This window comes from Streptomyces sp. NPDC017095 (assembly GCF_044332325.1).
Classification (GTDB): domain Bacteria; phylum Actinomycetota; class Actinomycetes; order Streptomycetales; family Streptomycetaceae; genus Streptomyces.
The window spans coordinates 703,945-716,992 of record NZ_JBIROU010000001.1 but is presented as its reverse complement, the minus strand read 5'-3'; the positions used below and the strand labels follow the sequence as shown (position 1 = coordinate 716,992).

The 13,048-nt window shown below is 73.8% G+C and carries 14 protein-coding genes; 5 read left to right on the top strand and 9 right to left on the bottom strand.

Going from position 1 to position 13,048, the window contains the following annotated elements; genetic code table 11:
* Positions 1-218 precede the first annotated feature (218 nt).
* Positions 219-389 (top strand): hypothetical protein, encoded by a 171-nt coding sequence (locus tag ACH4OA_RS02870; RefSeq protein ID WP_397935473.1) that lies wholly within the window; start codon positions 219-221, stop codon positions 387-389.
* A 193-nt stretch (positions 390-582) separates the two neighbouring features.
* On the opposite strand, the gene ACH4OA_RS02865 is transcribed toward ACH4OA_RS02870, so the two are convergent.
* The 4 genes from ACH4OA_RS02865 to ACH4OA_RS02850 are packed head-to-tail and all read right to left on the bottom strand — an operon-like array spanning position 583 to position 4,561.
* On the bottom strand, positions 583-1,110 hold the full coding sequence (locus ACH4OA_RS02865) for an NUDIX hydrolase family protein (RefSeq protein ID WP_365871986.1): 528 nt from the start codon (positions 1,108-1,110) through the stop codon (positions 583-585).
* Positions 1,111-1,126: 16 nt separating this feature from the next.
* The gene (locus ACH4OA_RS02860; protein WP_397935471.1) at positions 1,127-2,302 is read right to left on the bottom strand and encodes an amidohydrolase family protein; all 1,176 of its coding nucleotides are present in this window, start codon (positions 2,300-2,302) and stop codon (positions 1,127-1,129) included.
* A gap of 2 nt (positions 2,303-2,304) precedes the next feature.
* On the bottom strand, positions 2,305-3,708 hold the full coding sequence (locus tag ACH4OA_RS02855) for a glutamine synthetase (protein ID WP_397935470.1): 1,404 nt from the start codon (positions 3,706-3,708) through the stop codon (positions 2,305-2,307).
* A gap of 46 nt (positions 3,709-3,754) precedes the next feature.
* On the bottom strand, positions 3,755-4,561 hold the full coding sequence (locus ACH4OA_RS02850) for an SAM-dependent methyltransferase (protein WP_397935469.1): 807 nt from the start codon (positions 4,559-4,561) through the stop codon (positions 3,755-3,757).
* Between the two features lie 153 nt (positions 4,562-4,714).
* Between ACH4OA_RS02850 and ACH4OA_RS02845 the strand changes: the two genes are divergently transcribed.
* Entirely contained in the window at positions 4,715-5,662 is a 948-nt protein-coding gene (locus ACH4OA_RS02845) for a Cof-type HAD-IIB family hydrolase (protein WP_397967315.1), read from the top strand.
* A 23-nt stretch (positions 5,663-5,685) separates the two neighbouring features.
* Here ACH4OA_RS02845 and ACH4OA_RS02840 read toward each other — a convergent pair whose 3' ends face one another.
* From ACH4OA_RS02840 to ACH4OA_RS02820, 5 genes are all read right to left on the bottom strand, one after another.
* Positions 5,686-6,495: an SAM-dependent methyltransferase gene (locus tag ACH4OA_RS02840; RefSeq protein ID WP_397967313.1), complete on the bottom strand. Its 810-nt coding sequence runs from the start codon at positions 6,493-6,495 to the stop codon at positions 5,686-5,688.
* A gap of 66 nt (positions 6,496-6,561) precedes the next feature.
* The gene (locus ACH4OA_RS02835) at positions 6,562-7,209 is read right to left on the bottom strand and encodes an endonuclease (protein WP_397967311.1); all 648 of its coding nucleotides are present in this window, start codon (positions 7,207-7,209) and stop codon (positions 6,562-6,564) included.
* Between the two features lie 4 nt (positions 7,210-7,213).
* Complete coding sequence (locus tag ACH4OA_RS02830; protein ID WP_397967309.1) at positions 7,214-7,558, bottom strand: DUF3140 domain-containing protein; 345 nt, start codon at positions 7,556-7,558, stop codon at positions 7,214-7,216.
* Positions 7,559-7,665: 107 nt separating this feature from the next.
* Positions 7,666-8,157 (bottom strand): DNA starvation/stationary phase protection protein, encoded by a 492-nt coding sequence (locus tag ACH4OA_RS02825; protein WP_365871914.1) that lies wholly within the window; start codon positions 8,155-8,157, stop codon positions 7,666-7,668.
* A 121-nt stretch (positions 8,158-8,278) separates the two neighbouring features.
* A complete protein-coding gene (locus tag ACH4OA_RS02820) occupies positions 8,279-9,088 on the bottom strand; it encodes a lysophospholipase (RefSeq protein WP_397967307.1) in 810 nt (269 codons plus the stop codon).
* A gap of 139 nt (positions 9,089-9,227) precedes the next feature.
* Here ACH4OA_RS02820 and ACH4OA_RS02815 point away from each other — a divergent pair, with 139 nt between their 5' ends.
* From ACH4OA_RS02815 to ACH4OA_RS02805, 3 genes are all read left to right on the top strand, one after another.
* Positions 9,228-10,415, top strand: a complete 1,188-nt coding sequence (locus tag ACH4OA_RS02815) for a thiolase family protein (protein ID WP_397967306.1) — start codon at positions 9,228-9,230, stop codon at positions 10,413-10,415.
* A gap of 74 nt (positions 10,416-10,489) precedes the next feature.
* Complete coding sequence (locus ACH4OA_RS02810; protein WP_397935460.1) at positions 10,490-11,998, top strand: long-chain fatty acid--CoA ligase; 1,509 nt, start codon at positions 10,490-10,492, stop codon at positions 11,996-11,998.
* 135 nt (positions 11,999-12,133) lie between these two features.
* Positions 12,134-12,907, top strand: a complete 774-nt coding sequence (locus ACH4OA_RS02805) for a sulfite exporter TauE/SafE family protein (protein WP_397948102.1) — start codon at positions 12,134-12,136, stop codon at positions 12,905-12,907.
* The last annotated feature ends 141 nt before the right edge of the window (positions 12,908-13,048 follow it).

Below are 13,048 nucleotides of genomic sequence, written 5' to 3'. Positions count from 1 at the left end.
GGCGCCGGAAACTTGCTGCAACTGTTTGCGCACCCGGAAGGTACTCGCTCGTTAAAGGGACGTAAAGAGTTCCGGCACGCCTCGCTGCGGCCGGGGCGGTGCGGGGGAGCGGGCGGCGCCGCGGCCGGCACCGGCGGACGGCATCCGCAGACCCACCCGCACCAGCTTGACCACCCGTTTCCGGGGAACCCGGCGAAGGGACGGAGGAGGTGGCGGAAATGGCCGACGACGAGTTCTATCAGCGCGACCGGCCGGAGGGCGCGAAACTCCCGGAGGACCGTCCCCGGGAAGGCGGGCTGCCGAGCCCCCACCGGGGTGGCAAAGGGATCTGGATCACCCTGGGCGTGGTGGCGGTCCTCATCGTCATCTTCGCCCTGATCATGGTCTGACCAGACCTGATCACCGCCCGATCCGGTCCGCCGCGGCCCGGGCGAGGCCGGCCCGGGCCCCCACCGACTGGGGGCCCGGGCAGTTCCGTAGGCCCGCCGTCGCCGAAACCGCGTGCCTCGCCCCGGCGGGCCGCCGGCCGGTCCCTACAGTTCTTTCGTCACGCCTGTCCGGCCGCCGGTCCAGGCGCCCCGCTCAGAAGGTCAGGCCCACGTGTGCCAGGGCCTGCTTCAGCAGCGCCCCCTGCCCGCCCGGCATCTCGTTCTGCACCGCCGGGGACGCGGCCTCCTGCGGGCTGAACCAGACGAGGTCCAGCGCGTCCTGGCGGGGCCGGCAGTCGCCGGCCACCGGCACGATGTAAGCCAGGGACACCGCGTGCTGGCGCGGGTCGTGGTACGGCGTGACGCCCACCGTCGGGAAGTACTCCGCGACCGTGAACGGCTGGAGGGAGGCGGGGATGCGGGGCAGGGCGACCGGGCCGAGGTCCTTCTCCAGGTGGCGCAGCAGCGCGTCGCGGACCCGCTCGTGGTGCAGGACCCGCCCGGAGACCAGGGCCCGGCTGACCGTGCCGTCCGGGCCGATGCGCAGCAGCAGTCCGATACTGGTGACTTCACCGCTGTCGTCCACCCGCACGGGCACGGCCTCGACGTACAGGATCGGCATCCGGGCCCTGGCCATTTCCAGTTCGTCCGTGGTCAGCCAGCCGGGCGTGGTCTCGGTCATGTCAGACATTGCTTGATCATACGTTCCGGGTGGCAGGTCCGCCGGGATAGCGGTCCGGATCGGATACGGACGGCCCGTACAGCCGGCGGGCGTTGTCGCGGCCCGTCCAGGCCGCGATCCGCAGGGCGTCGGACAGGCTCAACTCGTCGGCGTCCACCCGGTCTTGCAGCAGAGCGGCGAGGCCCTGGCGGAAGCACAGGGCGCCCAGGTGGTGGAATTCGGCCACCCCGAAGGCGTCGGAGCTGTACAGCAGCTTGCGGAACGGCGTCACCTCCAGCGCCTCCTCCAGCACCGCCCGGCAGCGGGCCGGACCGGTGTAGTGCAGGGCGAGACCGACGTCCAGGTAGACGTGCTCGAAGACCGCGGCCAGCCAGGCGGCCTGGCGGTGGTACGGCCAGCAGTGCAGCAGCAGGACCGGGACCGTGCCGGCGGTCCGGCGCAGCCAGTCGGTGAGCAGCGCGGGATCGGCGCGGTGCAGCGTCACGTCCGCGTCGCCGAAGCCGGTGTGCAGCTGCAGCGGACGGCCCAGGCCGACGGCCGTCCACAGCAGGTGCCGTACCAGCACCGGGTCGGCGAGCCGGCCGCCGCGCGCCAGCCAGCGCCGGGCCGCCTCCGTCACTGCCGCGTCCGTGGGGCGCTCCGGGTCCAGGGCGAAGCCCGTGCGGTAGGCCGCGACCGACTTCACCGCCACCACGCCCGGCCGGCGCACGGCCTCCTCGGCGGCGGCGCGCAGCACGGCCGGGTACTCGCCCGCCTCCACACCCCGCGCCGCCACCGTCTCGGCGAGCCGCTCCAGCCGTACGACCTCGCAGGCGGCGGCGCCGGCCGCGGCGGCCAGTTCCGCGGGGGTGGTGAGCGGGTACGGGGCGAAACCGGTGTCCACGCAGAACACCCCGGTCCCGGACGCGGTCAGGAACCTGCGGTTGACCTCCCGCCAGCCCAGCTCCGCGCGCCGGGCCAGATAGGCGGCGGGCGGGGCGTGCCGCGGCAGGTCCAGCAGCGGCGCGCAGTGGCGGCGCACGGCCACGCCGACGGGGCTGTCGAACGGGGAGACGCCGGGCCAGGCCGCGCCCTCGGTGATCAGGGACTCGAAGGCGCCGGCGTCCAGATCGTCGGTCACCGCGCCGTGGCAGTGGTGGTCCACCAGCGGCAGCGCGGCGAGCGCCTCGTGGACCGGTCCCGGTGCGCCCATGGTCAGTACGTCCACCGGTAGGCCGCCGCGAGCCGGGCGGGGGCGAGCCCCTCGACGGCCGCCGCCTCGCCGAGCCGTACGGCGCTCACCGCGTCCGCGAGGACGGGGCCCAGCGCGGCCCGCAGCACCGGGTCCGCGCGGAACTCCCCGACGGCCTCCGGCAGCGACCGCGGCAGCCGCCGCACACCCAGGGCCGCCGCCTCCTCGGGGCCGTACCGGGCCGGATCGCCGGTGATCTCCCCGGGCAGGGCGCGGGCCGCCGTGATGCCGTCCAGTCCGGCGGCGATCACGCAGCCGAGGGCCAGATACGGGTTGGCGGCCAGGTCGACGGGCTTGACCTCCATGTTGGCCTCCTGGTCCCGGCGGCCCGCCGTGCCGGTGACGATCCGTACGGCGGCCTCGCGGGTCTCCCGGCCCCAGGCGGTGAAGACGCCGGCCCACTGGGAGGGCTGGAGCCGCAGATAGCTGGCCGGGCTCGGCGCGGTCACCGCGGTCAGCCCGGGCAGATGGGCGAGGACACCGGCCACGAACGACTCCGCGGCGGCCGTCATGCCGTACCGGCCCGCGCCGCCGGCGTGCAGGTTCACCCCGTCGCGCCAGCAGGACAGGTGCAGATGGCCGCCGTTGCCGACGCCCTCGGGAAGGTAGGCGGGCGCGAAGGAGACCCGCAGCCCGTGCCGCTGGGCCACCGCCCGGATCGTCTGGCGCACCAGCACGCTGCGGTCGGCCGCCGCCACCGGGTCCAGCGCGCCCACGGAGACCTCGAACTGCCCGGGCGCGTACTCGGGGTGGAGCTGGTCCACGTCCACGTCCTGGGCGGCGAGCGCGGCCAGCAGATCGGCGGTGTAGTCGCTCAGCTCCACCTGGCGGACCGCGCCGTACGCCGGCCCGGACACCGCCGGCACGAACTCGCCGGCGGGCGCCGAGCCCAGCCCGACGGCCCACTCGATCTCGACCGCCGCCCTGAAGGCGAGACCGTGCCGGCCGGCGGCGTCCGCGACGGTCCGGCGCAGGAAGGTCCGGGCACAGCCCGGGTGCCGCTCGCCCTCCTGCGTGATCCGGTCCACGGGCGCCCACGCCCAGCCGGGCTGCCCCGCCAGCGGCACGAGACGGTCGAGGTCGGGGTAGAGCCTGAGGTCGCCGTCGGGGGAGCCGAGCACGTCGGTGGTGACGACGGAGTCGTCCGCGAGGAACGTGTCGAACACCGGCGACATGCCGACACCCCAGGCCACGGCCGCCGCCAGCCGGGCCGTCGGGACCGTCTTGACCCGGCAGACGCCCGCCGTGTCCACATAGGCCAGGACGACACCGCGCACGCCCCGCGCGGCCAGGTCCGCGGTGAGGGCCGAGGCCCGCGCCAGGTCGCCGGGCCGGCCGCCGGGCACGGGATCGGCAAGGGTGGTCATGCGTCCTCCTCGACGGGCCCGGCCGGCGGGGCGGCCCCGGCCGGGGTCAGGGTTTCACGGCGACCGCTCCGTACTGCGGCACCACGGCGGCCTCCGGCCCGGCGCGCCACTGCGAGCACGGCACCAGACCGGGCTCGACGAGGTCCAGACCGTCGAAGAACGCGGCGATCCCGGCGCGGTCGCGGCCGGTGATCGGCGGGGTGGCGTTGGCGTTCCAGAACTCCATCGCGGCGACGTTGCCCTGGCCGCCGGCCTCGGCGTCGTAGGTCGGGTGGGTCAGCACCAGATGGCTGCCGGACGGGACCGCCGCCATGATCCGCCGCACGATGTCCCGGGCCTCCTCCGTGTCCAGCACGAAGTTGAGGATGCCCAGCATCATCACCGCGACCGGCCGGTCCAGGTCGAGGGTCTCGGCGGCGCCGCGCACGATGGTGTCCGGTTCGCGCACGTCGGCGTCGATGTAGTCGGTGACGCCCTCGGGCGAGCTGGTGAGCAGCGAGCGGGCGTGCACCAGCACGATCGGGTCGTTGTCGACGTAGACGATCCGTGACTCGGGCGCGACCCGCTGGGCTATCTCGTGGGTGTTGTCGACGGTCGGCAGCCCGGTGCCGATGTCGAGGAACTGCCGTATCCCGCGCTCGGCGGTCAGGAACCGCACCGCCCGGCCCAGGAAGTCCCGGTCCGCCCGGGCCACCGCCCGGATCACCGGGAACAGCCCGGCGACATGCTCGCCGACCCGCTGGTCGACCTCGTAGTGATCCTTGCCGCCGATCCAGTAGTTCCAGACCCGCGCGTTGTGCGCCACGCTGGTGTTCAGCCGCGCCGACTCGGCCGCGGTGTGACCCTCGCTCACCCTGTTCGCCCTTCTCACATGCGGTTCTCCGCCGTCATTGTGCCCCCCGGTGATCACGTTGTCCCGGAAAACGGGGCACCCGGGCGGTTCCGGGTCCGCCGGACGCGTGCGGAACACTGGACCGGTACCCGAACACCCGACCGGAAGCAGGACATGACCGCCACGCCCATGCCCACGCCCCTGCCCGACGCCCCCGCGCCGGACGCCGGCCCCGCCGACATCCGGCTGATCGTCACCGACCTCGACGGCACCCTGCTGGACGACGCCAAACGCATCCCCGGGGAACTGTGGCCGATGCTCGCCGAACTGCGGCGCCGCGGTGTGCTGTTCAGCCCGGCGAGCGGACGGCAGTACGCGACCCTGCTCCGGCAGTTCGAGCACGTCGCCGAGGGCATGGTGTTCATCGCGGAGAACGGCACGTACGTGGTCCGCGACGGCGTGGAGCTGAGTTCCGACCCGATGGAGAAGTCCGTCGCGGCCCGGGTGGCCGAGACGGTACGGCGGCTGGCCGCGGGCGGCACGGACGTCGGCGCCGTCGTCTGCGGCAAGCACGCGGCGTACGTCGAGCGGACCGACGAGGCCTTCCTCGCCCAGGTCCGCACCTACTACGCCGAGCACCGGATCGTCGAGGACGTCACCGCCGTCGAGGACGAGGTGATCAAGGTGGCGCTGTTCGACTTCGGGTCCGTCGAGCACACCACCGCCCCGGCCCTCGCGGAGTTCGCCGCCACCCACCAGGTCGTCGTCACCGGCGAGCACTGGGTGGACGTGATGAACCGCACCGCCAACAAGGGCACCGCGCTGCGCGCCCTGCAACGGGCGCTCGGCATCACACCGGCGCAGACCATGGTGTTCGGCGACTACCTGAACGACCTGGAGATGCTGGACGCGGCCGAGTGGTCCTTCGCCATGGCCGGTGCCCACCCGGAGACGATCCGCCGGGCCCGCCACCTGGCCCCGTCCAACAACGAGGCGGGCGTGGTGCGGACCATCGCGCGGGTGCTCGGACTGCAGGGCGGGGGCGGGCCGACGGACGGCGGCGTGGTGGCCACGGCTGGGGCGGCGCCGGGCCGTGAGTGCCGGGGCCCGCTGGGCAGGTGAGTGCCGGGGCGCCGCCGGGCCGGTCAGTGCTTGAGTGCCGCCGCGCCGTACAGGGAGACCGGGGCGCCGTCGGCCGGCGGCTCGTCGGGGCGCCAGTCCGCCACCGGCACGATGCCCGGCTCCAGCAGCTCCAGGCCCTGGAAGAACGCGCCCACCTCGGCCCGCGAGCGGGCCACCAGGGTCACCCCGCCCGCCGCGTAGGCGGCGATGCCCTGGCGTACGTTCTCCGGCTCGAAGTCGGCGGTCATGGCCGACAGCACCAGCGCGCTGCCCGGCGCCAGCGCGTCGACCAGCGTGGCCACCAGGTCGTGGGCGCCGTCGTCGTCGGCGACGAAGTGCAGCAGCGCGATCAGCGAGAGCGCCACCGGGCGGCCGAAGTCCAGTACGCCGGCGGCCCGTTCGAGGATGGTGCGCGGATCGCGGGCGTCGGCCTGCACATACTCCGTCACCCCCTGGGCGGTGCCGCGCAGCAGCGCGTTCGCGTGGGCCAGCACGATGGGGTCGTTGTCGACGTAGACCACACGGGCGTCCGGGGCCACGGACTGGGCGATCTGGTGCAGGTTGGGCTCGGTCGGTATGCCGGTGCCGATGTCCAGGAACTGCCGGATGCCGGTGTGGGCCAGCGCCCGCGTGGTGCGGCGCATGAACGCCCGGTTGGCGCGGGCGGTCCGCGGCGCGGCGCCTCCGTCGATGGAGGCGATCCGCCGGCCCAGCTCCTCGTCGACCGGATAGTTGTCCTTGCCGCCCAGGTACCAGTCGTAGACCCGCGCCGGATGCGGGCGGGTGGTGTCGATTTCCCGGTTGTCCTGGATGTCCGGCCCGGTCCCCGTCACGCGCTGCTCCTCCGCCCGTCCGGTCCCGGCGGTCCGGCCGGGACGTGCGGCAGCAGTGTGACACGCTCACGCGGCGCGGCGCAGGCAGTCCTCGGCCAGCCGGGCGTCCAGCGCCGCCCGGACCAACGCGGCGGCCAGCACGGCCGGTTGGGTGTCCCCGGCCAGACGGATCAGCTGCTCGGGATCCGTCGGCAGACCGAGCCGGCCGGCGCCGGACAGTGCCTTGCCGTCCAGGTACGGCGTGACGTCCGGCCACACCCGCTGCGCCTCGCGCAGGAAGATGCCGGCGCCGGCCGGCCCGATGCCCGGCGCCTCCTGGAGCAGCCGCTTCAAGGCGCCGGGGTCGCCGTCGGCCGCCCGGTGCAGCCGGCGCAGATCGCCGCCCCAGCGCTCGGTGAGCAGGACGGCGCCGTCGCCGAGCTGGGCGGACGTACGCTCGTCATAGCGGCGGTAGCCGGCCCGGCCGAGGGCTTCCACCCGTCGCCGCCGGCCGGCCTGCGCCATCCTGTGCGGGCTGTCGAGACGGTCCTCGTGCAGCGCGCGGGCGGCGGCCACCGCGACCGAGGCCCGGATCCGGGCGCTCAGCAGCAGGGCCAGCACCAGCAGCCGGTACAGCGGCTGCGGGGTGTCCGTCAGGCGGATGCCCGCCTCCTCGGCGTACGTCCGCCCGTGCGCGGACACCAGCGCGCGCAGCACCCGCGCGTCGCGGTCCATCGGCCTACGGCTTGAGCGGGTCGTGGCCCAGCGTCATCAGCCGGTGCCGGCGGCGGGTGTCCCCCGGCGTGCTCACCGGCGCCGGCTCGTCCTCCAGGTCCACCAGCTCACCGACCGTGTCGACGACCTGGTACATCACCCGGACGTCGGCGTCGGTGAGGTCGGTGCGGCGCTTCTGCAGGATCGCCAGGACGTGCTGTCCGGTGGACGTGCCCGCCTCTTCCGGCAGCGGTTCGCTCTCCTCGCCGGCGTCCCGGACCTTCAGCCAGGCCGCGAGTTCCGCCGACGTCATGTTCACCACGCGGTGGAAGTCCTCCCACAGCGCGTCGAGTTCGAGGGAGTCGGCCATGTGTCCCCTTCCGTGTGCGGGTGTGGACGTACGAATGCCGCGGACGTCCCGTCCCCGGTCTCCGGGTGCGGTCGGACGCCCCGTTCCCGGTGTGCGGCGCCGGTGTCCTAGCTCTCGGTGTCCTCGCGCGGGTGGTTCTCGGCCTCGAACATCCAGCGCTGCTTCTCCAGGTCGGCGGTGATGGCGATCAGCAGGTCCTGGGAGACCGGGTCGGCCTTCTCGGTCGCCTCGATCCGCTTGCGCAGCCGGGCGATGGCGGTCTCCAGGGACTCGACGATCAGCTCCACCACCTCGGTGTCGCGCAGCCAGCCGTCCTTGGTGCCGGACAGCGCATAGGTCGCGGCGATGGTCTCCGGCCGGCCGTCCGGCGACACGCCCAGCGCGGCGGAGCGCTCGGCGACCGTGTCGGAGTGGGCGCGGGCCGTGGCGACCAACTCGTCCAGCTGGAGGTGGATCGACCGGAACCGCGGGCCGACGATGTTCCAGTGCGCCTGCTTGCCGACCAGCGACAGGCCGAGCAGGTCGACCAGGGTCTCCTGCAAGGCGGTGCCGGTGACGCCGAGCGCTTCCTCGGGCAGTGTGCTCTTGACCACGGTCATGGTGTGCGGGTCCCCTTCCGTCATTTTCCGTCGATTTCCGTCAGTTTTCTGCGGTCATGTCCGGAAGGGCGGGTGCCCTGCGTGCCCGGGGGCAAACCGTGCAGGGAGGCGAACCCGCTGATCAGCGGGGCAGCACCCGGTCCAGGAAGGCCAGCACTTCGGCGTGGACCTGCTGCTTGCACGTCTCGTTGAACACCTCGTGCCGCGCGCCCGGGAAGATCCGCTCGGTCAGCAGGCCGCCGCTCAGCCGCTGCACCCCGGGCCGGCTCCCGGACAGCGGCACCACCCGGTCGTCGTCGCCGTGCAGCCACAGCAGCGGCAGGCCGTCCACCGGACCGCCCCGGGCCACGGTGTCCAGCGTCCGGACGAACGCCTGGAGCGTCGGCCGCTTCATGGGCCCGTGCCACACCAGCGGATCGGCGGCGTACGCGGCGCCCACGGCCGGGTCCCGGGAGAGCGCGGACGGGCTGAGCGGGGTGTCCGGGACGGCGTCCAGGGCCAGCAGCCGCCCCGGCAGTTCCCAGGCGCCGATCACCGGTCCGGACAGGATCAGCGCGCTCGGCTCGTCGCCGTACCGCTGGGCGTAGCGGGCCGCGATCAGCCCGCCCATCGAGTGGCCGACCAGGACCAGCGGCAGGCCGGGGTGCGCGGTCCGGGCCAGGTCCGCCGCCGCGTGCACGTCCGTGACCACGTCCTCGAAGTCCTCGATCAGCACCCGTTCCCCGGCCGAGCGGCCGTGTCCCATGTGGTCCGGCGCGTAGACGGCGGCCCCGTGCCCGGTGAGCAGGGCGGCCGGCTCGTCGTACCGGCCGGCGTGCTCGCCGTACCCGTGCACCAGGAGGGCCGCGTAGCGCGGCCGCGGGTGCGGCCACTCGCGTACGGCGACGGCTCCGCGGGTGCCGTCGAGGGTGTGCTCGCGGACGTGGGGCATGTCTCCTCCGGGGGGCTCGGGAAGGTCCTGGGGGATCTTCCCAGCGGGGCGGTCGGAGGTCTATAGTCGAAAACTAGCAGTGCTAATTAATACTGCACCGGTCCGTGATCCACAGCGTCGTAGGTCAGGAGTCCCAGCCGTGCGTCCCGTCCATTTCGCGACCGCCCGCCGCACCCCCATCGGCAAGCTGCGCGGAGCCCTCGCCCCGGTCCGCCCCGACGACCTGGCCGCGACCGTGATCCGCCGCCTGGTGGCCGACGTGCCCGCGCTCGACCCGGCCCGCATCGACGACGTCTACTGGGGCGCCGCCAACCAGGCCGGCGAGGACAACCGGAACGTCGCCCGCATGGCCGCCCTGCTCGCCGGACTGCCCGACTCCGTGCCCGGCGCCACCGTCAACCGGCTGTGCGCCTCCGGGCTCGAAGCGGTCACCGCCGCCGCCCGCGCCATCGCCGCGGGCGAGGCCGACATCGTGATCGCCGGCGGCTCCGAGTCGATGAGCCGCGCCCCCTTCGTCCTGCCCCGGCCCGACGAGGCCCTGCCGCAGCGCCTGGAGACCTACGACACCCGGCTCGGCTGGCGGCTGGTCAACCCCGCCATGAAGGAGCTGCACGGCCTGCTCGCCATGGGCGAGACCGCCGAGGAGGTCGCCGCGCGCCTCGGCATCTCCCGCTCCCGGCAGGACGAGTTCGCGCTGCGCAGCCACCAACTCGCCGCCGAGGCCCGGAAGAACGGGTACTTCGACGACGAACTCCTGCCCGTCGAGCGCCCCGACGGCAGCACTTTCGAGCAGGACGAATGCGTCCGCGAGGACACCTCGCTGGAGAAACTGGCCCGCCTGAAGCCGGTGTTCCGCGAGGGCGGCACCGTCACGGCCGGGAACGCCTCGCCGATGAACGACGGCGCCGCCGGGCTGCTGCTGGTCAGCGAGGAAGCCCTGACCGAACTCGGTCTCACCTCCCTCGGCCGGTATGCCGCGGGCGCCTCCGCCGGCGTCCACCCCGACGTGATGGGCCTCGGCCCGGTCCCCGCCACCCGCAAGGTGCTGGCCCGGACCGGCTGGGACACCGGCGACCTCCAGGAGGCCGAACTGAACGAGGCGTTCGCCGCCCAGGCCCTCGCCTGCGTCGACGAACTGGGCCTCGACCCGGACCTGGTCAACCCGACCGGCGGCGCCATCGCCCTCGGCCACCCGCTCGGCTGCTCCGGCGCCCGCATCCTCACCACCCTGCTGCACCGCATGCGCCGCACGGGCGCGCGCCGCGGCCTGGCGACCATGTGCGTGGGCGTGGGACAGGGCACCGCGGTGCTGGTCGAAAGGGACTGACGCGTCCTCAACGGGGGCTCCCCGCACGGGGATCCGGTAGCACGAGCCGCAGCAAGGAAACGGAGCAGCACTCCATGGCAACCCTGTCCGTCGCCGCCATACTCGCCGAGAACGCCCGGCGCCGCCCCGCCAAGACCGCCCTGGTCGAGGGCGGACTGCGGCTCAGCTTCGCCGAGGTGTGGCAGCGAGCGCTGGCCCGGGCCGGTGCGCTCACCGGTCTCGGCGTACGGCCCGGCGACCGGGTCGCCCTGATGGCGCCGAACACCGCCGACTTCCCGGTCGCCTACTACGCGATCGCCGCGGCGGGCGGCGTCGTCGTCCCCGTGCACCTGCTGCTCTCCGCCGGCGAGGTCGAGCACGTGCTCAAGGACAGCGGGGCCGGGCTGCTGCTCGTCCACCCGGCCCAGGCCGAGACCGGCCGCGCCGCCGCGGAGGCGGCCGGCGTCCGGGTGATCACCCTGGGCGAGGAGCTGGACGAACGGGCGGCCGGCGCCGAGCCGCTGCCCACGTACGTCACCCGGGCCGCCGACGACCCGGCGGTGATCTTCTACACCAGCGGTACGACCGGAGTCCCCAAGGGCGCGGTCCTCAGCCACTTCAACCTGGTGATGAACGCGACCGTCAACGCCTTCGACGCCAACGACATCCGCCCCGACGACATCGCCCTCGGCGCGCTGCCGCTCTTCCACGCCTACGGCCAGACGGTCTCGCTCAACTCCACCTGGCGGGCCGGCGCCACGCTCGTGCTGCTGCCCCGCTTCGACGCGGCCCGGGCCATCGACCTGATGGTGCGGGAGGGCGTGAACACCTTCCACGGCGTGCCCACCATGTTCGTCGCCCTCGCCGCGGCGGCCGCCGACGCCGGACGCCTTCCCGAGCTGCGCGTGTGCGTCTCCGGCGGCGCCTCGCTCCCGGTCGCCGTGCTGGAGCGGTTCGAGGCCGCGTTCGGAGCGAAGATCTACGAGGGGTACGGGCTGTCGGAGACCTCGCCGTCCGCCACCGTCAACCAGCCGATCTTCGGCACCAGGGCCGGCACCATCGGCCACCCGCTGTGGGGCATCGACGCGGAGATCGCCCGCTCCGAGACGGAGGGCCGGATCGAACTGCTGCCGCCCGGCGAACTGGGCGAGGTCGTCATCCGCGGCCACAACGTCTTCTCCGGCTACCTCGGCCGGCCCGAGGCCACCGCCGAGGCCCTGGTCGACGGCTGGTTCCGCACCGGCGACCTCGGCGTCAAGGACGACGACGGCTTCCTGCGCATCGTCGACCGCAAGAAGGACATCATCATCCGCGGCGGCTACAACGTCTACCCGCGCGAGGTCGAGGAGGTCCTGATGCGGCACCCGGCGATCGCCCAGGTCGCCGTCATCGGCCTGCCGGACGAACTGCACGGCGAGGAGGTGTGCGCCGTCGTCGTCCCGGCCCCGGGCACCGTCCCCGACCCCGCCGCGCTCACCGAGTGGTCCAAGGAGCACCTGGGCCGGCACAAGTACCCGCGGCGCGTGGAATTCACGGACGCGCTGCCGCTCGGCCCGAGCATGAAGGTGCTCAAGCGGGAACTGCGGGCGCGGTACGCGGGCTGAGGAGGCGCGCCGGTTTGCGCGGATGGTGTGGCCTCTGTGCCGGTTGGGGTGTGCGTCGGCTTGTGCGGCCGACGTGACCGGCCGGCGAGACGGTGCTTACGGTCACCGATGCATGTGCATAGCATCGGTCTCCGCATGAACACGATGACGCTCTGGCACATATCCGGCTGGCAGTTCGCCGCACTCGCCCTCGCGGCCCTGCTCGTCGGCTTCTCCAAGACCGCGGTCAGCGGGGCCAACACGGTCAGCCTCGCCGTCTTCGCGGCGGTCCTGCCAGCCCGCGCCTCCACCGGTGTGCTGCTGCCGCTCCTGATCGTCGGCGACGTCCTCGCCGTGCTCACCTACCGGCGGCACGCGCACTGGCCCACGCTGTGGCGGCTGTTCCCGGCCGTGGCGGCGGGCGTGGTGGCCGGCACCCTGTTCCTGGTGTGGGCCGGCGACGGCATCGTCCGCACCTCGATCGGCGCGATCCTGCTGCTGATGGCCGCGGTGACGGTGTGGCGCCGGCGGACGGCCGAGACCCCGCGGGCGCCGGAGGCGGTGACGACCGGCGCGGGCCGGATGAGGGCCCGCTCCTACGGCGTGCTCGGCGGCTTCACGACGATGGTCGCCAACGCGGGCGGGCCGGTGATGTCGCTGTACCTGCTGTCCGCCGGCTTCCGGAAGCTGGGCTTCCTGGGCACCTCGGCCTTCTTCTTCCTGATCGTGAACGTCTCCAAGGTGCCGTTCAGCGCGGGCCTGGGCCTGATCGACGGACACTCCCTGATCCTTGACGCCGCACTCGCGGTGTTCGTCGTGCCCGGTGCGTTGATCGGCAAATGGGCTGTGAACCGGATCGACCAGCGGCTCTTCGAACAACTCGTGATCGCGGCGACCATCGTGGGCGGCCTGCAACTGCTGCTCCACTAGAGCGCTCGGTGGCCCACGGAACTCCCGGGCGCGGCCGCACCCGACCCGGACGGGCGACGGCCGCCCGCGAAGCTCCGTGGCTTACGGAACCCCTGGCCCAGCCGTACCGACCCGGAGGAGCGACGGCCGTCCGCGACCTCG